Annotated in this window: 20 protein-coding genes and 1 pseudogene; 10 read left to right on the top strand and 11 right to left on the bottom strand. The window is 56.1% G+C overall.

Annotated elements, in window-relative coordinates; genetic code table 11:
* Nucleotides 1-575: 575 nt before the first annotated feature.
* Together ACYQ14_RS21175 and ACYQ14_RS21170 are read right to left on the bottom strand one after the other, a co-directional pair.
* Complete coding sequence (locus ACYQ14_RS21175) at nt 576-1,880, bottom strand: class-III pyridoxal-phosphate-dependent aminotransferase (protein WP_459891213.1); 1,305 nt, start codon at nt 1,878-1,880, stop codon at nt 576-578.
* 1,162 nt (nt 1,881-3,042) lie between these two features.
* A complete protein-coding gene (locus tag ACYQ14_RS21170) occupies nt 3,043-5,124 on the bottom strand; it encodes a cation:proton antiporter domain-containing protein (RefSeq protein ID WP_459891211.1) in 2,082 nt (693 codons plus the stop codon).
* A gap of 333 nt (nt 5,125-5,457) precedes the next feature.
* Between ACYQ14_RS21170 and ACYQ14_RS21165 the strand changes: the two genes are divergently transcribed.
* From ACYQ14_RS21165 to ACYQ14_RS21155, 3 genes are all read left to right on the top strand, one after another.
* The gene (locus tag ACYQ14_RS21165) at nt 5,458-5,703 is read left to right on the top strand and encodes a PRC-barrel domain-containing protein (RefSeq protein ID WP_283837849.1); all 246 of its coding nucleotides are present in this window, start codon (nt 5,458-5,460) and stop codon (nt 5,701-5,703) included.
* 176 nt (nt 5,704-5,879) lie between these two features.
* Complete coding sequence (locus ACYQ14_RS21160; protein WP_459891208.1) at nt 5,880-6,308, top strand: TRAM domain-containing protein; 429 nt, start codon at nt 5,880-5,882, stop codon at nt 6,306-6,308.
* 323 nt (nt 6,309-6,631) lie between these two features.
* Nucleotides 6,632-7,036, top strand: a complete 405-nt coding sequence (locus ACYQ14_RS21155; RefSeq protein WP_459891206.1) for a helix-turn-helix domain-containing protein — start codon at nt 6,632-6,634, stop codon at nt 7,034-7,036.
* A 31-nt stretch (nt 7,037-7,067) separates the two neighbouring features.
* On the opposite strand, the gene ACYQ14_RS21150 is transcribed toward ACYQ14_RS21155, so the two are convergent.
* The 6 genes and pseudogenes from ACYQ14_RS21150 to ACYQ14_RS21125 all read right to left on the bottom strand — a co-directional run bounded on the left by ACYQ14_RS21150 (nt 7,068) and on the right by ACYQ14_RS21125 (nt 12,447).
* Entirely contained in the window at nt 7,068-7,349 is a 282-nt protein-coding gene (locus tag ACYQ14_RS21150; protein ID WP_459891204.1) for a DUF7967 family protein, read from the bottom strand.
* Nucleotides 7,350-7,542: 193 nt separating this feature from the next.
* The gene (locus ACYQ14_RS21145) at nt 7,543-8,103 is read right to left on the bottom strand and encodes a class I SAM-dependent methyltransferase (protein WP_459891202.1); all 561 of its coding nucleotides are present in this window, start codon (nt 8,101-8,103) and stop codon (nt 7,543-7,545) included.
* Nucleotides 8,104-8,238: 135 nt separating this feature from the next.
* Nucleotides 8,239-8,343: pseudogene (locus ACYQ14_RS21140) on the bottom strand (DsrE/DsrF/DrsH-like family protein); the annotation flags it as partial.
* A 778-nt stretch (nt 8,344-9,121) separates the two neighbouring features.
* On the bottom strand, nt 9,122-9,688 hold the full coding sequence (locus tag ACYQ14_RS21135; RefSeq protein WP_459891200.1) for a winged helix-turn-helix domain-containing protein: 567 nt from the start codon (nt 9,686-9,688) through the stop codon (nt 9,122-9,124).
* A gap of 2 nt (nt 9,689-9,690) precedes the next feature.
* The gene (locus tag ACYQ14_RS21130; protein WP_459891198.1) at nt 9,691-11,268 is read right to left on the bottom strand and encodes a signal peptidase I; all 1,578 of its coding nucleotides are present in this window, start codon (nt 11,266-11,268) and stop codon (nt 9,691-9,693) included.
* 48 nt (nt 11,269-11,316) lie between these two features.
* A complete protein-coding gene (locus tag ACYQ14_RS21125) occupies nt 11,317-12,447 on the bottom strand; it encodes a DUF5305 domain-containing protein (RefSeq protein ID WP_459891196.1) in 1,131 nt (376 codons plus the stop codon).
* Nucleotides 12,448-12,922: 475 nt separating this feature from the next.
* Here ACYQ14_RS21125 and ACYQ14_RS21120 point away from each other — a divergent pair, with 475 nt between their 5' ends.
* The 5 genes from ACYQ14_RS21120 to ACYQ14_RS21100 all read left to right on the top strand — a co-directional run bounded on the left by ACYQ14_RS21120 (nt 12,923) and on the right by ACYQ14_RS21100 (nt 17,427).
* A complete protein-coding gene (locus ACYQ14_RS21120; protein WP_459891194.1) occupies nt 12,923-14,038 on the top strand; it encodes a DUF7504 family protein in 1,116 nt (371 codons plus the stop codon).
* Between the two features lie 122 nt (nt 14,039-14,160).
* Nucleotides 14,161-14,727: a response regulator gene (locus tag ACYQ14_RS21115; RefSeq protein ID WP_459891192.1), complete on the top strand. Its 567-nt coding sequence runs from the start codon at nt 14,161-14,163 to the stop codon at nt 14,725-14,727.
* Between the two features lie 77 nt (nt 14,728-14,804).
* Complete coding sequence (locus ACYQ14_RS21110) at nt 14,805-15,860, top strand: sensor histidine kinase (RefSeq protein WP_459891190.1); 1,056 nt, start codon at nt 14,805-14,807, stop codon at nt 15,858-15,860.
* 266 nt (nt 15,861-16,126) lie between these two features.
* A complete protein-coding gene (locus ACYQ14_RS21105; protein ID WP_459891188.1) occupies nt 16,127-16,699 on the top strand; it encodes a hypothetical protein in 573 nt (190 codons plus the stop codon).
* A 59-nt stretch (nt 16,700-16,758) separates the two neighbouring features.
* Nucleotides 16,759-17,427, top strand: coding sequence for a hypothetical protein (locus ACYQ14_RS21100; protein WP_459891186.1), 669 nt, complete (start codon nt 16,759-16,761; stop codon nt 17,425-17,427).
* An 821-nt stretch (nt 17,428-18,248) separates the two neighbouring features.
* Here ACYQ14_RS21100 and ACYQ14_RS21095 read toward each other — a convergent pair.
* Nucleotides 18,249-19,013: an IclR family transcriptional regulator gene (locus ACYQ14_RS21095; RefSeq protein ID WP_459891184.1), complete on the bottom strand. Its 765-nt coding sequence runs from the start codon at nt 19,011-19,013 to the stop codon at nt 18,249-18,251.
* Between the two features lie 268 nt (nt 19,014-19,281).
* Here ACYQ14_RS21095 and ACYQ14_RS21090 point away from each other — a divergent pair, with 268 nt between their 5' ends.
* Entirely contained in the window at nt 19,282-20,427 is a 1,146-nt protein-coding gene (locus tag ACYQ14_RS21090) for an XdhC family protein (protein ID WP_459891182.1), read from the top strand.
* On the opposite strand, the gene ACYQ14_RS21085 is transcribed toward ACYQ14_RS21090, so the two are convergent.
* Both ACYQ14_RS21085 and ACYQ14_RS21080 read right to left on the bottom strand, forming a co-directional pair.
* Nucleotides 20,397-21,005, bottom strand: a complete 609-nt coding sequence (locus ACYQ14_RS21085) for a nucleotidyltransferase family protein (RefSeq protein WP_459891180.1) — start codon at nt 21,003-21,005, stop codon at nt 20,397-20,399. The two genes, ACYQ14_RS21090 and ACYQ14_RS21085, sit on opposite strands and share 31 nt — an antisense overlap.
* Nucleotides 21,006-21,007: 2 nt before the next feature.
* On the bottom strand, nt 21,008-22,438 hold the full coding sequence (locus ACYQ14_RS21080; protein WP_459891178.1) for a dihydroorotase: 1,431 nt from the start codon (nt 22,436-22,438) through the stop codon (nt 21,008-21,010).
* 219 nt (nt 22,439-22,657) lie between these two features.
* Between ACYQ14_RS21080 and ACYQ14_RS21075 the strand changes: the two genes are divergently transcribed.
* The gene (locus tag ACYQ14_RS21075; protein WP_283837817.1) at nt 22,658-23,164 is read left to right on the top strand and encodes a (2Fe-2S)-binding protein; all 507 of its coding nucleotides are present in this window, start codon (nt 22,658-22,660) and stop codon (nt 23,162-23,164) included.

Genomic DNA, 23,164 nt, shown 5'->3' with positions numbered 1-23,164 from the left:
CGATAGGCGAAGGTGCCGGTCGGCCATTCGATAGCGAAGGGGCGTTGCTCGAGCGGTAGCGGGCCGAGTCGATGGCGACCCGTATACGGTTTCCGAATACATCCCGGAGAATCTCTCCTCAGTTCGGGTTGAATTAGCCACTCAGCGGGAATTTCGCGCGTATCTCGGAGCTGTAACGATCGATCGTGATCGACTCGGCTATCGCCGACGACGGGCATCATCGAATGCCATTTTCATCCGTTCTCGAGAGTGAAATCGGAGTATACGTTCACCGAAAACGACATGCTATCTCGACGAGCGATATCTTCTGAGAAGGCCGAACGGACTCCCCACACGGTCAGGGGGATGACAGACCGGAGAGTCCAACCCCTCTCGAGCGACGGCGGCGTCCGCGAGCGGCCTCTCCCTCAAGTTGGTGTGTTCGTCGACTCGTGATCAACTTCGAGACCGGTCGTCCGGATCCCAGAGGCCTGATCGATTCATCTCGCGGTCGGGGAGCGACGATTCGCGAACAGCGCGGTGGTAACGCCACTCAGTCGGTAACTGTCGCCGAAACGGCGGCGTGAAATCGGGTCCTACGCGGCGTCCTCGATCGCGTCCTCGAGAAGCGAGATCGCGATGTCGAGTTCACGATCACGGACATCGAGCGGCGGCAACAAGCGAAGCGTCTTGTGACCGCACCCGAGCGTCAACAAGCCGCGTTCGACCGCGGATTCGATTACGGCTTCCCGACGGTCCGTCGTGTCGAACTCGAGGGCCATCATGAGACCGAGTCCGCGGGAATCGACGACCTCGGGGTACCGATCCTGGAGATCCTCGAGTCGAGCGAGCAGTCGTTCGCCTGCCCGTCGTGCATGCGCTAAGAGATCATGTTCCTGAATAGCGGCGATCGTCAGCGCTCCCTGAATCGAAGCGAGAATATCTCCCGCACCCCACGTCGAGGAGAGGCGAGCCTTCTCGTCCGGGAACAGCTCCGATCTCGAGATCGTCGCCCCGACACGGAGGGCCTTCGCACTGGTGATGACGTCCGGTTCGAGGTCGTACTGATCGGACGCCCACATCGAACCGGTTCGACCGATCCCCGACTGGATCTCGTCGGCGATGATCGGGATCTCGTGTTTCGAGCAGATCTCGTTCACGCGGCTCAGGAACTCGGGGGTGGGTATCCGATATCCGCCCTCGCCCTGTATCGGCTCGAGGATGAGAAAGGCGACCTGATCCGAGGGAATGTGACCGACATCGGGGTCGAGTTTCTGCTCGAGTCGCTCGAGGCCCTCGATCGAGCGCGGAACGTCGTGGATGCCGCTCAGTTCGGGGAACTTCCTCCGGTGTACCGATTTCGATCGGTTGAGAGAGAGCGCGCCGAGAGTGCGTCCGTGAAACGCACCGTCGAACGTGAGTCCGTACTTGGGCGCGGGACAGTTGTCGTAACAGATTTTGATCGCGTTCTCGACCGCTTCCGCGCCGGAATTCGAGAGGAAAACGGTATCGAGACCGTACTGATCGCAGATGTTCGTTAGCGTGTCCATGAGATGAGACGGCCCGGGGAGGTCGGTGTCCGCGGGCGTTCCGCCGGTACTCACGTAGAAGTCCTGTCCGGCTATCTTCAGCGGATCGACGAGGTCGAACTCCCGAATGTCGTCCATCAGTTTCGGATTGTTGTAGCCGAGGGGAGCGGCCCCGACGTGGCTCGTGAAGTCGAGTAATACGTTCCCGTCGGGGTCGGTACAGAACGGCCCGGCAGCGTCCGCGGTGATGTCCCAGACGAATTCGTAGACGTATGTACTCGTCGCGGCCGAGTTCCGGTGAAAATCGACCCACTCCTGCGTTTTCGGGCCCGGAAACCGGCTAACAGTTGGTGTGGCCGTTTGACGTTGCATGGTAACATATCGTTTCGATCGATTGATAAAGGTTGTGCGGGGTCGGCACTCGCGTCGTGATGTAGCCGATGAATACCGTCGGAACTCAAAACGATCGTCCGCGCTCGATGCAAATATTTTACACACATACTCGTGTAATATCGTGTGCTTTCACAACGGGCTACAAACGGATGGTCTAGATACATACCGATGATTTCTATTAGAAGCTTTTTCTGAGATATATCTATATATGGTCTGATTCTGAAAGATTATGATCGGTATCTAATACATTTGTAATGTGAAGAGAGCTGAATGCATCGTCCAAGGTGTACATCCGCTATGAGTTGTCGGGCTCGTACGATCTAGGCCGTATAAAGCGGGTAAATGCCGAAATCCTCGTCCATGTAAGCGACGCATACCCGCCCGCAACGGAAGACGGAAGTCTACCGATCGCCCTATCGATCGCTATTTCAATGGACCAGCGTCTTCGAACAGCCGAATCACCGTTTGAGGAGCACAATAAGTGGATTAACGGTACTTAATCACGGTCAACTATACAGAGTTTGTTACGGAGTGTCGAGAATAAATGGTGACCACGAGAATCGTATTACATTTCAATTGAGATATTATATTCTCACATCTATATATTCGAGAGAACCATACCAATAGACGAGTTATTACTTTTAATAGATTCTGAGAATCCTACCCGGATTGATCACCGACCAACGACAGTATAGTTGCACCGCCTGAGAGAGGTTCCGCCTCTGTTCAGCGCTCGAGTACGCCCTCCCGTTCGGCACTGTCAAATCCAGCAAGAATCGCAAGGTAGTACCGGGTTAGGTTAAGTGTGACTAGCGACTGCCTTGTAGCTCATATCGCATCTATAATAGATTTTCGCTCGTGCGCCTGTTTCTGGATAGGTGAGCAATCATTCAGAGCCTCTACTAAGATTTGGTCGCGAAGATACCCGCCTCCCTCTGGCGGTTTCTCTCGATTTAACAGTGACCTCTCAATAGATATCATCCCCTACCATTCAGAACGGGATGGGGTCCTCGAGAGTTCCATACCCGGCGTCGGTGCTGACTGTGAGAGGTGAACTTCCGATATCGAACGGAGTTTACTCGAACCGGTGCTCAAGTAAATCCAGGTTCGAAGAACAGTCCTCGATGGCATTCACATCGGCTCAAGAGAACCGAAGGAACTGCCGTTCGTCCGTTCGTTCCTTGCGCCCCGGGTAGACGACGACGAAATTCCCGTCCGTAATCGTCGAAATCTGCTTCGGAAGCGTCTGCAGTTCGGGGTGCCAGCCGATATCGTTACGCCGGGAACTCAGACAGACGACGAGGTCATCAGTTCGTGTTTCGTCTCGGAGCGTAGCGCGCAATTCGCCCCACCCGTCCACCGGACGGAAGTCGCCGGACGCTTCGGAATTCGCCTGCTCGAATAACCGTTCAAACGGTTCGACCTCGCCGTTCACGACGAGTCCGCGAATCGGCGCTCCCGTATCCGCGGCGATGAGTCCCACGGTGTGGAGGGCACGTGCGAATCCATCGTTGTGTTCGATACCCGACGGCAATACGAGAACAATTCGCTGGGTCGTGTTGAGGGGGTTCGGAACGTGCCCGACGAGCGTCAACTGATTGGTCCGACTCAGCACCTGATCGATGATCCGACCGAACACCCGCTGTGTCCGCGAACGAGCACCGTCCCACCCGATAACGAACGTCGTTATCCGGTTCTCGAGCGCGGACCGAGCGATACCGGAAGCGATGTTGTGATTGACCCGCGTGTGGTCCTCGGTCGGAACCGCCGCGCTCGAGGCGTACTCCGTTACTTCCTCGAGGAGGGCCTCGGACTCCGCGACTTTCCCCGTCGTCGGTACATACTGATCCGGCCGGACGACCGAGAGAATGTGGATCGGTTGCCCTGAGCGCTCGTCGCGGATCGCAAACGCCAAATCGAGAAGCGACTCCGTGTGTCTCGATGTCTCCGTTACCGGGACGAGAATGCGTTGTGGCGTGTCACTCGGGTCGTACTCTTGTCGATCGCTCCCACGGACGAGCGCCGCTCCCGATTGTTCGACGACGGCGGGGCTGAGCAAACTCACCACGAGTATCATCAACACGACCGCGTTGATCATATTCTGATCGAAACCAGGGATACCCGCGTCGAAGCCGATCTGAACGATCGCGAGGGCGGCGGCCGCCTGTCCGACCGAGAGCCCGAACATCCCGAGGACCTCGTTCCGATCGTAGCCGTACACTCGTCCGGTCACCCACGCCGCGGCGTATTTCGTCAGGACGACCATCACGAGCAACGACCCTGCGATGAGTAGCGTGTCCACACCCTCGAAAACGACGCGTGCGTCGACGAGCATCCCGACCGAAAGGAGGAAAAAGGGAATAAACAGCGCGTTCCCGGTGAACTCGATCCGGTTCATTAGCGGACCAGTTTCGGGGATCAATCGATTGAGTGCTAGACCCGCGAGGAACGCACCGATGATGTGTTCGACGCCGACGAGCTCCGCGAGGAACGCAGAGCCGAACAGGACCGCCATCACGAACAGGAACTCGAAGTAGCTCTCCTCGGTATGAATTCGAAAGAACCATCGTGCGAGACGGGGCACAGCGATCCAGACGCCCACAAAGAACACGGATAACCCAATCACCAGTTGGAGCCAGAACGCGGCGTCGAGGGCACCGTCAGCGGATGCAACCACGACGGCGAGGACGAGCAACGCGAGCGTATCCGTCAGGATAGTACCGCCGATCGTCGCCGTAACCGCCTCGTTTTTCGCGATTCCTAATCGGCTGATAATCGGATAAGCGAGCAACGTGTGTGAGGAAAAGATGGCCGCGAACAGCGATGCCGAGAGGACGGTCAAATCCAGGACGTAAATGCCGACGACGGTTCCGATCGCCTGCGGAATAAGAAAAGATAACAGGCCGAAGACGATACTGCGATCCTTGTACCTGACGAACTGGGCGAAGTTTATCTCGAGTCCGGCGATGAACATCAGGTAGAGCAGTCCGACTTCGCCGAGCAGTTCGATGGTGGCATCGCGCTCGAGGACGTAGAGCCCGTTCGGACCGATCGCCGCACCGGTCAGGATAATTCCGATGATTCCCGGCAGTCGGTAGCGTTTGAGAACGAGCGGGGCGGTCAGAAAGATTACCATCGAAAGCCCGAAAATCAAGACAGGGTCGTCGAACGGTGGTGCTAGTGTTGGACCCACTGCCAGCGGCGAAACCACCGTTTTCACCATCACCACAGCAACTACTCCCGGCGGCGTCTGAAAGTATGAGGAGACTAAGGAATGGTCGGTCAAACTGTACAATCAGTGTGCAAGACGAGAGTTTCTCTCGCCCGTCGGTAGGGGACACCGACAACGGGTGGTAACGAGTCCGTTGGGCGCATTTTGGGGTGGGAGCGAATATCGAGTACCGATCTACCCCAGAGGAGGGCTTTGCTCGAGCAGCTACCAGCCCAAACCAGTGGTGTCCTATCGAGCCAACACAAGAAAAAACCATCAGCATTTTTGATATGACAGTTAGAGTTTCCATTACATTTAATATACTCTAAGAGAAAATGAAGTAACATGGACGAGATACTTGCCAAAAATCTCATAGATAAATCTATCGTTGGGATCGACGGAACCGACTTTGGAACGCTCTATAACATTACTATGGGACTCGAGTCGGCCAAACTGGGCGACCTCGTCATCGACCCGAACGAGGGGCTCTCGACGCAATCGGTTGACTTCGAAACCGATGAGAACGGTCGACTTCGAATTCCAATCAATCAAATTTCCACCCTCAACGACCAGATCGTGATCCGTCGCTAACGAACCGCAACCGACCGTACACAACGGGCTATCAATCGGCGGATGAGACTCGAAGAGGCGCCCTATTCACACGACGGCCAGTTGGTAGGAAGAAGATACTCGAGGGGAGACAGAGGAAACGGCACCGGAGGACTGAAGGGGTTGTCTACACGTCTCTTTGGCAAGGAACGATATTCATGGAAATACCAGACGAATTACTGTGTGTATTCAGTGCAGAGGTGACGGAGCAACGAGGGTCCTACCGTATCGAAATTCCGGAGAACGAAGTCGCGGTTGGTGACCTCGAAGAGGGTGGAGTGTATCGCGTCGCGCTGCTCGCTTCGGAATCAGCCAGCGAAACCCGATCCGACCCGGAGCCCGAAACGAACACGTCGCGGAAATCGGATCGTGGCGGTCCCGAACCGCCGGTCGAAGAGGGTGAAAATAGAACAGTCGATATCGAAGATATCGGCGAGCAAGGCGACGGCATTGCGCGGATAGAACGCGGGTACGTCGTTATCGTCCCCGACGCGGAGAAGGGTGAACGGGTCACCATCGAAATCGCCGACGTAACGGAGACCGTCGCCTTCGGAGAGGTTCTCGAGCGAAAAGATTACTACGAATAACGGAAAAGAACGAACTCGAGACTCCGACGAAAACTACTATAAACATAATTTGAGAGAGCGGTCAGGTGGTGGTACTTTCTGGGCGGTTTCGTTTATGCCTAAAATAGCGATGATAGCTCTTCGTCAATTCTCGGCTGCGAATCGATCGGTCGGAGAGGTCAAGCCGGTGCAACGAGTGAATCAGATACCCACTCAACACCCGACGGCGACAATTGATGGCGTCGGTTTCGTCACCACTGTCAGCCTTCAAGACCGGATCAGTAGGTTTGTACAATACACACAAAATCCTTATACCGATCGATCTCCTTTTCGGAACCAGAAAGATGGCATCCTCAATGGCAGAACAACTGCAGCAAGATATGCAGTGTGAGGGACTGCTCGAGTGCATTCACGGCCTCAAACAACTCGACAAAGAGTGCTACCGCGCCCTGGTCGAAAACGACGAGCGCCTCACGATCGACGAAGTCGCCGAGCAAGTCGACCGAGAGCGTTCGACTGCGTACCGATCGATTCAGCGGCTGCTCCAGAGTGGCTTCATCCAGAAAGAACAGATCAACTACGATCAGGGTGGCTACTATCACGTCTACTACCCGACCGATCCGACCCAGATAGCAAACAACATGCAACGAATGTTGAACGACTGGTACGCGAAAATGGGTCAGCTCATCCAGGAGTTCGAGGACAAGTACGAACACGTCGACGGCGAGCCATCGACGGCAGAAGTCTAAACGAAGCGACGATACGTTCCGGATGACCCGCCTAGATGGCGTCGGACGGATCGTGTTCGTCGGCCATCCGAGTCGCTTCCGTGGCGTACTGTTCCCGTAATTCCGGATCATCGACGGATCCGAGGTTCGTCGGTTCGACCGTCACCGCCGCTGTCGTCGTTCGTGTATCCGTTGAACTCGTGAGCGCGCGTTCTTTCCGGAAGTATCGGTCTCCGTTCACCGTCGCATAGACCAGAATTATCAGATTTTGTTCGTCGTCCGAGTACGTTCGTTCGACTAACCAAACACGGACGCCGTCCGTTTCGTCGTTCATGCACATCGCTACGGGCGTGAGCCACATAATGTTGCTCCAGAAGTGCACAATAGTCACTGAGAGTGACCGAGATGCCCATACTCGACGTTATCGGCGAAGTTGTCCGCCGCACGGTTCGAAACCGAGAGAACGACCCGTTTGGGGGACGTTTCGGAACACCACACTTTTCCGACACCTGGCGTTTACGGAGACGCTATGGAACAGTCGCCCGCAGGAGGACGGTTTCCGACCGAACGGCAACGTGTTCGACGTCGAATCCATCGGTGCGAAGTTGACTCGCTATCTCGTTGGCCGTGTACCGCTCTTCGAGCGGCGGTCCACTGTCGCCGAGACCGGACGCCTCCCAATCGACGATGACGAGTCGGCCACCGGATCGGAGCACGCGACGAATTTCCAACAGTGCATCCGTGCTCGCGAATTCGTGGTAGGTCATCGTCGAAAACGCGGCGTCGAGACCGCCGTCGTCGAACGGCATGCTTTCGATTCCCGACGTGACGAGAGCGACATCCTCGGGAACCCCCTTCTCTCGATAGTACTCGTGCATTTCCGGTTGCACGTCAACCGCGTACACCGCCTCGACGAACGGAGCGACCTCGTCCGTATAGAATCCGGTTCCGCTCCCGAGGTCAGCGACGGTGTCGTCGGCCGTTACCTCGAGCGCCCAGCGGAGTTCTTCCGCCGAACAGAACCGAAACCGGTGACCGGCCCGTTCCAATTTATCCGCACGCGATGGATCGAACGTGTGATACCCCATCCGAGAATAATCGTACCTCCGCAGTAAAAAGAACCACCTTACCGATCCCCAATCGAAGTCGTAGTTTCTGCGCCGACGGGAGTTTCCCACGGGGCGTCAGTCAGGCGGGGGTTGGATATCGAATTCGGCCATATGCTATAACGCGGTCGCCGCACCGAGACCGGTCGTAGCGCCGTCGTGAAAGTCGTTTTCGTCGTAGTCCATCAGCTCAATCGTCGTCCGACAGGCCTGTCGTTTTACCTCGGGCGTCTCGGTGATCTGGTGTTCCGAACTCGTGGTCGATATTGCAGTATTATATTGGAAATATCGTACAATATAAAGACCATATATAAAAGCATATCGGTTATTAGACACTATATGGAGGACTACAACAGCATGCCGAGCCATACTTTGTTTCTCAAAGGTCCTATAGGCTTTTAGAGAGTTGTTTGGTTTGCAGGAACGGCTATATTGTATGACTCCCAACATACCATACAAATTAGAAGTGGAAGTGACCGACACTGAGCGCGGAAGGACACGGACAAACGGACTTCCCGACACCAGCCGTCGAGGTCAAGTCGACAACGCCGGACGAACTGAACGAGCGCGTCGACGCAGGAGCAAGTAACACACCTCGACTCGAGGGTGGGATGAACAGCTGGTCGCGTCTCTCCGAAGCCCTCGAGGGTGGTTCTGTACCGTTCCCGATTAACTGGTTTACACGAAGTACAGGAGAAAGCCCACGACTTCAGTCGTGTGGAGGGCGTCAAGTGACTTGATTGGCATCGCCACAATTACGTTCCATTTGCTATCCGTTACATGAATAGGTGTGTGATATTCCTATCGGTGATACAGATGCTTCGTCTACACGGTACCGTCTGGAAGCGTGGCGATTTCTGTACTCCCAACGATAAGTCAAGAGCTACGGGGAGAGACGAGCGAAGCGACTGCGGTCACTTCGTACGGTCCGCTGTGACAATGTACGGGCACATCCCCAGGACGGTCGCGGTTGCACTGGAATGCCTGAGGGCAGTCCGTATCAGTCCGCGATTTCGAGCGGTCGATCCGAGGGGCCAAAGGTGACGCGGTTCGAGTGCCGGTAGTGGACGAGCGACGAGCAAAAAAACGCGAGCAATAGTATCCCGGTAAGCACCTGCGGTGAAATCGGATCGGGGAGAAACCCGATCGCCTTCAACCCGAGGATGAACCCTCCGATCGTACTCAATCCCAGATAATAGAGGCTCCAGGGAACGTCGGATTCCGGGACCAGTTCGATGTACAGGTCGAGCTGTTGCGCTTTCTCGGTACAATCAATCGACTTGTCGTCGATAGTGATCAGTCCTGATCGCTCGAGTTTCGAGAGGTGGTGCTGTTGGAGTGACGTATACACCCGCTTGTGTTCGGTCGACGTAACCTCAGCGATCGGTTTATCGTACTCCCACGCGGCGACCTGATCCGCGATCACCGAGAGGGTGAGTTCGCCGTCGGTCTGGAGACACGCGTACAGCGCGTATCGACTTCGGTGGCTCCCGAGCGCATCGAAAAGCTCGTTTTGCTGTTCGTGTCCGGCAGTTTCCACCGTCTCGTCGTGACTCGCTCGAATCATAGTTACGGCTCGTCCGCACCCCACCCATCGGTCGATCCAGACTGGGTACCTCGCCTCCCCGTCGAATCCGTATCGATTTGGTACGTTCGTGGTGTTGCTGTGTGTAACTCCCCCATCAACCTTCTGCATTCGGTTCGCGTGTACTGTTCGTCATAGGCCGTCTCGAGAAACGTTCGGAGAAGGGACGGTGTCCACTCGGTGCCGTCGAGTCCGATTTCGTTCGGCGGCGTCTGGACCACGCCTTCGATCCACCCGTATCGAGAAAGTGATGCCTCATCGAATTCGTTCGTTCGTTCCGGCGTTGGTGTGGTCCCAGCAGCGTCGGTTTCGACATCGTCTTCGGGAGTGTGAGCCGACGTCGACGTTCCGGATTTCCACAGCGGTGGCGGAGCGGGTCTATCGGGCCGACGAGTAAAGAGCGAGGGAAACGATAGTTTCCGGTGGATTTCCTGGCTAAGAGTGAGATTCCGTGAACGAGATCTGAGACGCATTCGCCCTGTCCCCAGCGTACTGATTCCGATAAGCGCCAGCACGAGGGCGATCGGCGCGTTAATCGCGAACAGTGCGACGACCGGATGAATCGCGTGCAACGCTCCGATCAACGAAGGAGGAAGGAAAACCAGATATCTGGTCTCTTCGACGAACCGGTAGTGCATCCCGGTCTCCTCGGGAGCATCCATCGTCACAGATGCGTTCTCTACGGATTGCCTCGGCACGTAATACTCGTTTTGATCGACGTGAGCGCCCTCGCTTGCCGGTTCGACGATCACGAACACCGGAATCTGTCCGCCGTTAGTTATCGGATACGAGACTTCCGCTGAAGTCCCTGCTTCGATCGTCTGTTCGTCGTCATCAGGACCGCTCGAACTGACGATCTCGTACTGATAAACACCGGAAGGGAGCAACATGGAGAGATTGATCGGGATCAGTATGATCAACATTAACACGAGGATTATGATACCCCCCGTTCGGGCCGAACTCCCGCGTGAACGACCATCTGAACTCCCTCGACCGAGCATCTCGGTGGCCGAACTAACGAGGAACAACAGCCCGCTGAGAGCCAGAACACCGACTGCAAAGCCGGTCGTCCCCGGGGGCTCGAGCCCAAGGGACGAGAACAGCCGATCCTGCGTGGTATCCATTACGCCGGAGGTCGTTTCGACGACGGATCCCAGCCCGGGGACGACGACGAGATCCCCGCTCGCGGTGAGCCCAACAGCTTGGATCTGTCCCTCCTGTACCGGTGGCTCCTCGTCTTCCTGATCGGTAAACGGGTTCGCGTCCCCCTTCGTGATATACCCCTCATCCGTGACCCTATCCACTCGGTGCGTCGTCAACTCCCCGCCGTCGCCGAGTTCTTCGGCCTCGAAAAGGATGACATCACCCTCCGATACCTCGCCAGCGAACATCGCTGGAACCGCGACGTATCCATCTCCGGGATCGAGAGTCGGCTCCATGCTCCCCGTTTCGACGAACACGAGCATCGGTTGGCCGATGAGTTGGCCGACGAGTGTCAGTCCGATAAAAAGGACGAGGACGAAGACGAGCGCGTATTTACCCCACTGAATCGGAGAACTCATGTTCCTAAGATACCGGGCGCACGGATTCGCGAGCCAAACGGGTGTAACTCAGAAGTCATGGCCCTCGAATTCGTCGATCGTTTCATCGGCGTAACTGAGTAGCCAATCTCGAGCTGGCGAGCCTGGATGGACGAAAATATAGCTATACTCTTCGTCGAGCACCGTACTCACGCCGAGTTGTTGATCCTCGATAACTCGCTTGTTCGTGTCGATTGCGACGTCGATCAGTCCCGTGAGATCGTCGACGAGAATCGTCGATTCGTACTCCCGTTCGGAGGGGAACGTGCCGGTCGTTATCCACTCGTCGAAGCGCTCTCGATTCCGTTCGAACTGCAGGCGTTGCTTTTCTTCCTCGGTGATCTCGATGTAGTTCGCGTTGCGTCCGACGACCAACGCGATACTCAAAGCGAGCGCCGTTCCGAACGCGATGATCGAACCGAGTGACTCGAGAGCTGAGGCCTCGACGGGTATCTCCGTTTGTTCGGTTGTTTGTTCCTGTTCGTCGACGGTATCGATATCTCCGACGCTGAACGTCGACGAACTGATCTCGACGGGCATTTCACTATCGTAGGTCGTCCTCACCTGCTCGCCTTCGATCTCTCCCTCGACTTCGGTCGCGGAGACGACGCGAATATCGACAGCGCCCTCGCTCGCTCCCAGATCTTCTTCGACCTCGAGGACGTCTTCCTGGACATCCTCGATATCGACGGCAAACTCGATCGTGTGCTCGTCGCCGGGATCGAGCGATTCAGTCGTCGATTCCTCGAGCGGTTCAGAGAACTCCCAGAAGACGGTTTCGCCACCACCGTCATCGACGCCTCGAACGAGGAGATACGTTTCTGACGTTACCGTGACATCCCCGTCTGTCGCCGTATACTCGTACGAGTACGCCCCGTTCAGTTCCGTAGAGACGGCCGTGTAGTAGATCGGCCGGTTACTCAATCGCTCTCCCGAAGACCAGACGGCGGTATCGTCGGTCACGAGCACGCTGTGATTGTACGCCGTCGACTCTCCCCACTGTTCGACAACCCGATCCTCCTGCTCGAACTCCGGTACGGCGTTCACTTGATAGGTCCAGACTCCAAAGAGTGCAGTAAGAACGAGTAAGAAGACGAGAACGAGAACGAACCGTTCGCTCAAAAATGCCCGAACCCGAATAGACCAGTCCTCTCTATTCATTGTAATGGCCTCCGGAAAACGCCCTCGAATTGTGAACGTGCTTCAGCTTGAACAGTACTCATAGCTCGACTTATTTATAATTCTCCAAATCGACAGCTAGTCGTATGCGGTTCCCACGGGATACAACGGCACGGTGGGTCGTGTTCCGATCAGAGCAGAAAGGGAACGAGACGATCATATTGAAACAGTGATTTGAGAGGTTCCGTTCATGCAAAACGTGTAGTGACAATCCGGCGGAGTTATCTTAATTCTACTGGGCGAACGCTACTTGGGGTTGCTAGTAACCCACACGTTGATTGTCTGCAAAGCGTTATCCGGTTTTAAACCGCCGTCCGGCAGCGGAATAGCGAGCGTACACAGCGTCGAAGAGTATAAAATACGATCCGTTATCCCCGAAATCATCGGACGAGACGCGTCGTACGGAGATATGTAGGTTAAAGGCGATTCAATACAAACTCGGTGATAGGAATCTGCAATGCCAAATCAGACTCGGGTGCTCTACGTGAACGATGAGCCGGAATCGTTACGAACGTGGGCCGATTTCCTCGCAGATCATGGCGAACTCGCTGTAACTACCGCAGCGAGCGTATCGGAAGGGGTTGGGGTGATCGCGACGAACGATATCGACTGTATCCTGAGTGACTTATCTACCGCCGAAGATCGTAACCTCGAGTTTTTAGAAGAAGTCAAAAAACGGGATTCTATGGCACCCTTTTTCTTGTTCACGGAGGATGAAGCGGACAAAACAATTAACGACGCAATCAAGGCGGGGGCTGACGACTATATCTCGAAGTCAACTGCAGAGAACGGAGTACTCCTCCGACGCATCCGACAGTCGGCGTCGGTTACCCCAACGCGGGTTGCAAAGGAAGGAGAAACGAAGTCGACGAGCATCGATATCGTCGAGCCCGGTAAAACGGACGAGACGGAACGCATAGAAACCGAATCGCGACAGGAGACTACCAGCCAGCGAGGAGCCGCTGGCGGACAGAACACGTCCGAAAGCGGTCAGAACCCGATAAGTTACGATCCTGCACGCGCGACCAGTACACTCATCCAGTGTAAATCGGACGTCAAACGAAAGCGCGCATCCGCCGTCGACGTACTCGAAAACGAGCGTTCGGGAGAGATCAACGTAGCGCTCGTTAGATACAGGCGAATAGACGAAAACGCCCTTGCAGAAATCGCTCAGCGGGCCAACCGGACAACGCTTATTTCGGTCGGTTACAACCAGTCCGCGCCGAGTCGCCTCGAAAACGAGATTGAAATCGTTCAAATCAACAGCCCGACCGACCTCACTCGCCTCGGAATCGTTACAACGGGAATCGTCGAAGAGTGGGACTCACACCCAGAGGATACGATTCTCTGTTTCGACACGTTGAATATATTACTGCAGTACAAGAGTACCAAGCAGGTGTTCCAGTTTCTCCATATACTGCTTGCAAAGTTACAGTCGGCATCCGTTACATCGTACTTCCATATCGATCACACCGCAGAAGAACCCCAGGACGTTAACTCGCTCAAACCGATTTTTGATAATATACTCGCAGTGGCTACAGAGCGTACGAGGGTCGAAAGTGAGACGCGATAGCCGCTCGAGGCATACCGCGCGAACAGAACAAGTAGACGACATACGGACACACCTGAACGGCCTCGACGGGGGACGATTTGCCGGTACTATTTATAGGATCGCTTGAATAGAGACAACCAATAATGGAGACGTCACCCACAGTTCTCATCGTCGAAGATGAACGTATGTTAGGTGATCTGTTCGCAACGTGGTTAGAACCCGAGTACGATGTCCGCGTCGCATACGACGGAGAGGACGCATTAGAACTCGTCGACGAACACGTCGACATGGCCATCCTCGATCGGCGTATGCCCGGTCTGTCCGGGGACGAGGTCCTCGAAGCGATCCGCGGTCGTGGATTCGATTTCCCCATCGCGATGGTCACCGCTGTCGACCCTGACTTCGACATCGTCGAGATGGAGTTTGACGACTACCTCGTCAAGCCGATCGAACGCGGCGCTCTTCTTTCGCTCGTCAGCGATCTCGTTTCGCTCCCGACGTACGAGGAAGCCGTCCAGGAGTACTTTCAGCTCGCGTCGAAAAAGGCCGCACTCGAGGCCGCAAAGACGGAGACCGAACTCGCTTCAAGCGAAGAGTACACCGAACTCCTCGATCAGTATACTCAGGCAAAACACCGAGCCGATACGACCATCGAAACGATCGCCGACGATCTCGACTTTGCGGACCTGGATGAAAAGACTAATTTTTGATGTTTTCGGAAATCGTCACGGGAATAACGAATACTCGACCAAAGCGTTCATAATGATTTAATCCAACTTATGAGTCGATGACTTCTGAGGAGAGACAGTCTAAGCGGTATGCGATCGATCCTCAGCTGTCCGCGAGAGAAGGGCTTTTTTGTCAAACGCTGGTAGCAAACACATCTGAAGGTTTATTGACAATAGACAGAGAGAGTGAAATCGTCTTTGCAAACGCCGCGATCGAAGACATTCTCGGGTACAGACCGGAAGAGTTGGTAGGGAGTTCGAAACTGGAAATTATCCCGGAGCGACTTCGAGACGTCCATAAACGGAGACTCGAGGCGTACATCGAATGCGGGGACAAGAGCATAGACTGGAACGGCGTCGAGTTACCGGCGTTGCACAAAGCAGGCCACGAAGTGCCAGTGGCGATCAGCCTCAAAGAACACGAGTTTGAGGGGAAATTGCTCTTTACCGGCGTGTTTCGAGATATCTCCGAAAACAAGCAACAAGAACTGCAATTAGAACGGCAAAACGAACAGCTCGAGAACTTTGCGAGGGTCCTTTCTCACGACCTCCAGAGCCCTCTCAACGTTGCGAAAGGGTATACGAATATCCTCGAAGAAAATCTCCGGCGCGAGGAGATAAGCGAAATCGCCGAATCGCTCGATCGAATGGAACGGCTGATACAGAATACGCTCAAGCTCGCCCAGCAGGGAGCCACCGTGGGTGAGAAAGAGAGTTTATCCCTGGAGCAGGTGGCAACCGAGTCGTGGCAGTGGGTCGATACCGATTCTGCTGAGCTTTCGTTCGCGGACGGGCTCGGGTCGACCAGAGCGGATAGAAACCGATTGAACTCGCTTCTCGAGAACCTTTTCACCAATGCCGTCAAGCACGGCGGAGCCGACATTACGGTAACGATCGGGATGTTAGACGATGCGGACGGGTTCTATGTTGAAGACGACGGCGACGGTATTCCCGAACAGAGACACCAGAGCGTGTTCGAACACGGGTATACGACCAGTTCAGATGGAACGGGCCTTGGCCTCTCGATCGTTGAAGGCGTCGCGACCGCTCACGAGTGGGAGATAACCATCACCGACAGTTCGGCCGGCGGCGTTCGATTCGAGTTTCGGACCTGAGCGGATGGTCACCCGTGCTGAGCGTGGACGGGCCAATGGGAGGATGCCTATTCGGAAGATCACCGTTGACCGCGAGGATGGCAATAATACAGGGTTTTTATCAGATCATACGTCTTTGAGAAGGACGGCCGGTACAGCGTCTCAGAAGCGACTCAGGCACCGCCAGAACGGGATACAGGGCATGCGTTCCTCCGGTTCAGGGGCCTCCTGTCTGGAAAACGGTCCTACAGTATAAAGTGACTATCATCGTATGGAGTAGCTAACGCATGAAAATAACTCGACGAAATACGCTAATCGGACTCGGGGGGCTCGCGGGCGGAATAGGACTAATCGGGGGAACGGGTGCGTTCGATACCGTGCAAGCCGATCGTGATTTTGCAGTCGAACTCGATGGCGACGCAAGTGCACTCCTCCAGTTGATCCCGCTCGACGAGGACTACGTCCAGTTCGACGGAGAAGACAACGAACTGCTCGAAATCAACATCGGCACTGACGACGATGCAGGTATCAACGACAATGCGGTGACCACCTTCAACGACCTCTTTCTCGTCGCCAACAACGGCACCGAAGATGTGGACATCTGGTTCGAAACCGGAGAAGACGTCGAGGGCGTGGCGTTCAAGGCTGGTGACGACGATATCACCGGCGGCGATGAAAACAGCGAAAACATCGAACCCGGTGGAGTCAGAGAGGACATCGAAGAGGACGACCTCGATGAGGAGGAAGGCGATTATATGCTAGTAAGTCTCGAGATCGATACGACAGCCGACGGTGGATACACTGAGCCGGACGATGGCAACGGGTATTCGATCACCGTTCACGCATCGACAGACGAATAGCGGGAATCGTCGCTCGAGCGTTAGTACCAGTTACTCGTTCCACTGAAGGATTTCCACTAATGCAACGCAGAAATCTGTTGATCGGCCTCGGTGCCCTCGGATTCGGTAGCAGCAAGTTCATCGCGAGCGGTGCGTTCGGGGGCGACCAAGACGGGAGTCGAGGAAACTGGGTCCAGACGAGCGAAATCGACGGTTCGACAAGCGGCGACGTCCGTGTCCAAACGATCGCCGACCTCGACAACACAGATCATCGTTTCCAGGCGTTGGGAAGGGACGAAATCGGGGTTAGTCGATCAAGTATTATTCAGGAAGACGACAGTGGGTTTCTACAGCACATCGCGTTCGAATCGGTGAACTTGGATTCGACGACTCGAGTTGGCCGGTTGACCCGTCAAGGAACCGTCGATCCAGGGAACGTCGCGTTTATCATCGCAAACCTCGGTGGAGTCGAAACCGAGACGCGCGGAGAACCCGTCGAACTGCACCTGAGGCTGTACGATGGGACACCGACTGACGAAAGTTCGGTTGTACAACCGAACGGCGCTGTGAAGTTTCACTATACGATTCCAGAGCGGGGCCGGAGTGGTGACCTACTCCAGGAAAGTGGAGTCGTCGTGGATCCGAGGGAGTTACTTTGTGTAGCTGTCGAGGTAAACGCCCGTGGGACCGAAACATACGATCGAATCGAATCCGTTGGACTGAGGGTTCGTCAGCCGACCAATGAGTGAACCCACTGGAGCAATCACCGCCGAGGGAGCGACGACGTACTATACTGCCCAGACGCGCCAGATGATGAGCGGGTGCGTTCGAAGTCGTAACTGAGGTCAAGGGGAACGACGGCACCGCTGGCGATCAACCGAGCGGACCACTATTGTTTTGCGGTGCGATCAGAAATCACAGCTACTGGCCACGGATGTCCTCGCTGTCGGAGGAAGCTATCGGACCGGTCCAGCCGTCCACTCGACGACAAATACGCGGTATAATTCAGAAGTTATTTCCCAATTCATCCAGCCAAAGAGTACAATAAATCTCCTGTGAGAGGTCGATAGTAAAGCGAAAACCGAATAAATAGTTAGGGTATCCACTGTAGAGATCCCGAGAAGGTACTGCTAAGGGACTATTATTATACAAACCTTGAAAGAAAAGCGTTATTATGATACATATTATTCTATAGTTTGTTATCTTAATACAGTATATAATAGTAACATGCTCGGTATCGATACTGGCGGCACCAATGCTGTTTCGCGAAAAATGACCGAATCAGAAGGATCAGACCGAATATCCTTGCATTTCCGGTGGTAGTTCGATAGATTAGATGGAGAGACATAGAAAATCGGTATCCGGATTTTGTCGGTATCCCCACAAAACAGTATCACATAGCGACGGTTATCAACTGGTGATATTTCGAGTAAAGACTTCTAACTACTAGCAGAGCGAGATCATATTACACGGGTATGTTCGTAAATCTCGTGACCGATTCCGAACGCAGAGTGCGAGACAGAGCATAAAGGCCGAGAAGTTTCCGGAGCCGTTCAACGATATAGAACGGCTACGAATGCTGGATGTTGAGTTCGATGATGTTCGCGACCCCGAGTGCCTGATCCGGCAGTTCAGTCCGGAACCGTTCGCCTTGCATTCGATGCGTCGGTCCGGCGACGCTAATGGCACCGATAATCGTATTCGTCCCGTCGAGAATCGGTGCCGCGACGCTTCGCAACCCGTTGAGTCGCTCCTCGTCATCGAACGCAATCTTTCGTTCTCGGGCCTCCTCGAGCGCTTCGAACAACCGGTCGCGGTCGGTGATCGTGTTGTGAGTGAGCTGTTCGAGGCCGTGTCGCTCGACGATTGCGTCGACACGGTCGTCCGGAAGGAACGCCATAATGACTTTACCGAGCGCGGTGCAGTGTAGAGGGATTCGATCCCCGATGTGGGTGTCGATCCGGGCTGCTTCCGGCCCGCGCCCTCGATAGATGAAGACGCCGCGCCCGTGCTCTTCGGTCATCAAACCGGAGATATCCCCAGTCTTATCGGCGAGTTTATCGACCTCGGATCGCGCTACCTGATACAGTTTGTGCTGATTTCGGGCAATCTCACCGGTCTGGAGGAATTTCAGCCCAGTTCGATACTCTCCATCTCGGCGGACGATATACTCCGCGGACTCGAGCGTATTCAAGTGGTTGTGGACGGTACTTTTCGGGAGGTCGACGTGCCTCGCAAGTTCGGAGACACCCGCACCGTCGAGTTCGTTGAGCGCTTCCACGATGGTGAACGTTCGCTCGATCGCCTGAATGCCGTTTGTTTCGGCCTCTGTCATATCCAACGGTACGAAGCGGATGTTATTAAATGTTCAGCATCGTAGAACGGACCCTCCAGCGAATCCTACCGGATGGTAACCGTTGACAGAGAGCGTTTCCAGAGCTGAGCAAAATCACTCGTAGAAGTGTACAAAAACAAAAATGGTGGAGAATCCACAGATCGTGTTGAACGAGCGTCTACCGCGGCGATATTCACGTCGTTCCACGATACCGAACGGAGAGTGGCATAGGATAACAAATATACAGCTTGCCCCCTATCGTACGCGTATGAGCGATACAGACCCCTGGGGCGTGACCACCCTCGACCTGTTCGAGCTGCTCGAGGAGACGCTCGGCGACCCCGTCGAGCACGCAGTCGCGACGGTGATACGGGTGGACGGATCCGCGTACCGACGACCCGGCGCGAAGATGATACTCGGGGGAGACGGGTCGACGTACGGCGGGATTACTGCGGGCTGTCTCGAGGGGCCCCTTCAGGAGGTTGCACAGGACGTCATCGCGGAAAACGCGACGCGGGTCGTCACCTTCGACCTCACCGATGATGAGGACGGATGGGGGCTCGGTCTCGGCTGTGAAGGTATCGTAGACGTTCTCGTCGAGCCGGCGGACGGGGCGTGGACGGAACCAGTCGATGCGTTCCACCGCGGGGAGTCTCGAACGCTCGTGACGGCAATCGATGGAACCGACGCAGTTCCAACCGGGTCGAAAGCTGTTCTTACAGCCGATAGCTCACCGACGAACGCAGTGGACAGTTCACCGCTGCCGCCCGCCGTTCTCGAACGGGTCAGGAACGTTGCACGTGAGCGGGCGAAAGACGGTAAGTGGTGTACCCGAACAGTCGAAACGGCCGAGGGCTCCGTCGAACTCTTCGTCGACGGAATCACTCCGCCGACGCGGCTGTTAGTGTTCGGCGGTCAGCCCGACGTTCGACCCGTGACGCGTCTCGCTCGAGACGTCGGGCTACATGTGACGGTCGCGACGGCCAGAGGCGGACAGGCCGAAGAATCGGCGTTTCCGCGGGCCGATCGCGTCGTTTCGACGCATCCGTCGGACCTGGACGAACTCGTCGACGAGCGGACCTACCCCGTCGTCATGTCTCACAATTTCGTCGACGACCGACTCGCCCTCGAGACGCTCCTCGAAACACCGGTCCCGTTTATCGGACTTATGGGTCCTCGAGAACGGTTCCAACGCCTCAGAGACGATCTCGGGGAGGAAGGAGTGACGCTATCGACGGACGACCGAGAGCGGATAGCGACGCCAGTCGGTCTCGAGCTCGGCGGCGGCGAGCCGGTCGAAATCGCGTTGAGTATCGTCTCGGAGGTCATCGCGGTGAGCAACGATAAAAGCGGTGGGCGGCTCCGCGATCGAGACGGCCCGATTCACGAACGGCCGACGCCGCAGTCGGACTGACGGGCGCTTCTGAGGTCGGCTTCCGTATCGACGTCGAGATTGATTCCCGGATCGTCGACTGAAACGCGACGGACAGTCCCCTCGGCGAACAACGATCGACCGCCGACGTCTCCCGAAAGCGACGTTAGATCGTCGAAGTGGACCGCATCGAACAGGACCGGGTTGCCGCGCTGGCCGTCGTGAGTCGGGACCAGTATGTCCGCCCCACCGTCTCGATACGCGGTACTGAGCCGCCGAACGGTTTCCGGATCGACACAGGGCATGTCTCCAGGAAGAAACACCGCGGCGTCGGCACCGGCTTCCCGTGCATATCGCGCACCCAGTCGAACCGAACGACTCTGTCCGAGTTCGTACTTGTCGTTTTTGAGCGTCTCGTCGACGTGCGGCTCAACCGCGTCGCGAACGACCGAGGCGTCGTTTCCGACGATGGCGACCGTACGATCGAGCGATGCATCGGCGAGCGATCGAACGGCCCGGCGGACGATCGGCTCGTCCTCGACCGTCGCGAGCAGCTTGTTACCGTCCTCGAATCGAGTCCCGAGACCCGCCGCGAGCACGACGCCGACGAGTTCGGTCATGGTTACTCGAGCGCGACCCCTTCCGGTCCGCGCGGGAGGTACTCGCGGCCGCCCGGTTCGGCGAGTAACTCGCCGTCTTCGACGACGACCTCGCCGTCGACGATCGTGTGGGTCGGCAGGCCGGTGAGTTCCTCGCCGTGGTACGTCGAGTAGCGAGGCTCCATCGTGTGATAGAAGTCGTCGTCGACGACCGTGCTCTTCTCTAAGTCGACGATGACCATATCGGCGTCCGAGCCCTCTGCGATGGCTCCTTTGCGGGGGTAGAGCCCCCAGCGTTTGGCGTTGTTGGTCGAACAGACCTCGACGAGTCGTTCCATACTGAGGCGGTTCTTGTTGACGCCCTCGCTCATCATGACCGGGAGGAAGTACTCGATCCCGTTGTTGTCGCCGGGGATCGCGTCCCAGATATCGCCGTGTTTGCCCGTGTCCTTCTCCTTGAACTCGATTTTGTGCGGGCAGTGGTCGGTTCCGACGTAGTCGACGACGCCAGTTCGGATTCCCTCCCAGAGGCGTTTCTTGCTCTCCTCGCCCCGAAGCGGCGGGGAAATCTTCCCCCAGATACCGAGGTCGTCCTGCTCGTAGGTGTGGCTGAGGAACGCCGGAAGCGTTTCCGCGTGGAGGTTGACTCCTTTGTCCTGGAAGCGCTCGCAGACGTCGACGCCTTCGCCGGTGCTCATGTGAACGATGTAGGCGCGCGAGTCCGTGTACTCAGTGAGCCGGCCGATCTGTTCAATCTGCATCGCCTCGGCGACGTTCGGCGAGGCTTCGGACCACGCCTCGAGGTCGTTGCGGCCCTCTTCCTGGAGTTCTTTGCGACGTTCGATCGCGAGGTCCTCGTTTTCGGCGTGGAACATCACGACGCCGCCTGGGATGTCCGAAACGCGATCGAGCACGCGATACGTTCGACCCGCGTCGGAGTGATCGATACCGAGTTCGGGCGAAGCGTGTTTGTACCAGTTAAAGAAGACCTTGTACGAACGGACGCCGGCGTCGGCGAGTTCCTCGATTTCGGCGACGTGATGGTCCTGATGGATGATCGCGTGATAGCCGAAATCGATATAGGAGTTCTCCTTGCCGGCGCGCTTGAAGAAGTCCATATCCGGGACGTAGGGCTCTTTCTGCAGGAGGAAGTTCACGACCGTCGTCACGCCGCCGTGAATCGCGCCGCGCGTCTCGGTTTCGAAGTCGTGCTCGAGTCCCTCGTGGTAGTCGAACTCGTATCGAGAGAGCCCCCAGTGAACGTGGGGATCGATAAATCCAGGAATCAGGTAATTGCCTTCAGCGTCGATCTCTCGGTCCGCTTCGGGAAGGTTCGACTCATCGCCGACACCGACGATGATACCGTCGTTCGCTACAACTCCGCCGCTGATCGTGCCGTTCGGAGTGACAACTCGCGCATTAGTCACTCGAAGGTCTCCGGTTGCGTCGACCATACGTCTACACGTAGCTCATCCTACTTGAGTGTACCCGATCAGTCGGCGGTTGTTCTCGGCTGCTTGATTAGTCGACGGTTGTCCCCGACTGCTTGATCAATCGACGATTACGTTCTTGACCGCCCCAGCACGATCCACACCCGGCCAAACGAATCGAGGAGATCGTCCGCCGGCAACGCAACGCTTATGTCTCGGTCACGGGATAGTTTACCTATCTCCATGAGCACCGATAGCACAGATGGAACGGACGGCCCCGTGACCGAAGAGATCACGGTGACCGTCAACGGTGAACCGGTAACCGCGGCCGTCGAACCGCGGCTCAAACTCTCCGACTTTCTGCGATACGAGTGCGATCTCAACGGCGTCCGCGTCGGTTGCGAACACGGGGTTTGTGGCGCGTGTACGGTCCAGCAGGACGGCCGAACGGTCAAAAGTTGTCTCTCCTACGCCGTCCAGGCCGACGGGGCGGAGATCGAAACCGTCGAAGGACTGGACGACGACGGCTCGCTCCACCCCATTCAGGAGGCGTTTCACGAAACGCACGCGCTCCAGTGTGGATTCTGTACGAGCGGGTTCGTGATGGCGACGAAGGAACTGCTCGAGGAGAATCCAGATCCGACTCGAGAAGAGATCGAAACCGGACTGGCCGACAACATCTGTCGGTGTACCGGCTACCAGAACATCTACGAAGCGGTCGAACACGCCGCGGAGAAGATGGAGGAGTAA

It is taken from the genome of Halostagnicola bangensis (genome assembly GCF_054653435.1).
The sequence above is the reverse complement of the archived record's forward strand: the minus strand, read 5'-3'. Positions and strand labels throughout refer to the sequence as shown.

Coding starts and splice junctions, on each gene's coding strand:
- ACYQ14_RS21175 (WP_459891213.1), bottom strand. CDS start 1,880: ATGCAACGTCAAACGGCCACACCAACTGTTAGCCGGTTTCCGGGCCCG.
- ACYQ14_RS21170 (WP_459891211.1), bottom strand. CDS start 5,124: ATGGTGAAAACGGTGGTTTCGCCGCTGGCAGTGGGTCCAACACTAGCA.
- ACYQ14_RS21165 (WP_283837849.1), top strand. CDS start 5,458: ATGGACGAGATACTTGCCAAAAATCTCATAGATAAATCTATCGTTGGG.
- ACYQ14_RS21160 (WP_459891208.1), top strand. CDS start 5,880: ATGGAAATACCAGACGAATTACTGTGTGTATTCAGTGCAGAGGTGACG.
- ACYQ14_RS21155 (WP_459891206.1), top strand. CDS start 6,632: ATGGCATCCTCAATGGCAGAACAACTGCAGCAAGATATGCAGTGTGAG.
- ACYQ14_RS21150 (WP_459891204.1), bottom strand. CDS start 7,349: ATGAACGACGAAACGGACGGCGTCCGTGTTTGGTTAGTCGAACGAACG.
- ACYQ14_RS21145 (WP_459891202.1), bottom strand. CDS start 8,103: ATGGGGTATCACACGTTCGATCCATCGCGTGCGGATAAATTGGAACGG.
- ACYQ14_RS21135 (WP_459891200.1), bottom strand. CDS start 9,688: ATGATTCGAGCGAGTCACGACGAGACGGTGGAAACTGCCGGACACGAA.
- ACYQ14_RS21130 (WP_459891198.1), bottom strand. CDS start 11,268: ATGAGTTCTCCGATTCAGTGGGGTAAATACGCGCTCGTCTTCGTCCTC.
- ACYQ14_RS21125 (WP_459891196.1), bottom strand. CDS start 12,447: ATGAATAGAGAGGACTGGTCTATTCGGGTTCGGGCATTTTTGAGCGAA.
- ACYQ14_RS21120 (WP_459891194.1), top strand. CDS start 12,923: ATGCCAAATCAGACTCGGGTGCTCTACGTGAACGATGAGCCGGAATCG.
- ACYQ14_RS21115 (WP_459891192.1), top strand. CDS start 14,161: ATGGAGACGTCACCCACAGTTCTCATCGTCGAAGATGAACGTATGTTA.
- ACYQ14_RS21110 (WP_459891190.1), top strand. CDS start 14,805: ATGACTTCTGAGGAGAGACAGTCTAAGCGGTATGCGATCGATCCTCAG.
- ACYQ14_RS21105 (WP_459891188.1), top strand. CDS start 16,127: ATGAAAATAACTCGACGAAATACGCTAATCGGACTCGGGGGGCTCGCG.
- ACYQ14_RS21100 (WP_459891186.1), top strand. CDS start 16,759: ATGCAACGCAGAAATCTGTTGATCGGCCTCGGTGCCCTCGGATTCGGT.
- ACYQ14_RS21095 (WP_459891184.1), bottom strand. CDS start 19,013: ATGACAGAGGCCGAAACAAACGGCATTCAGGCGATCGAGCGAACGTTC.
- ACYQ14_RS21090 (WP_459891182.1), top strand. CDS start 19,282: ATGAGCGATACAGACCCCTGGGGCGTGACCACCCTCGACCTGTTCGAG.
- ACYQ14_RS21085 (WP_459891180.1), bottom strand. CDS start 21,005: ATGACCGAACTCGTCGGCGTCGTGCTCGCGGCGGGTCTCGGGACTCGA.
- ACYQ14_RS21080 (WP_459891178.1), bottom strand. CDS start 22,438: ATGGTCGACGCAACCGGAGACCTTCGAGTGACTAATGCGCGAGTTGTC.
- ACYQ14_RS21075 (WP_283837817.1), top strand. CDS start 22,658: ATGAGCACCGATAGCACAGATGGAACGGACGGCCCCGTGACCGAAGAG.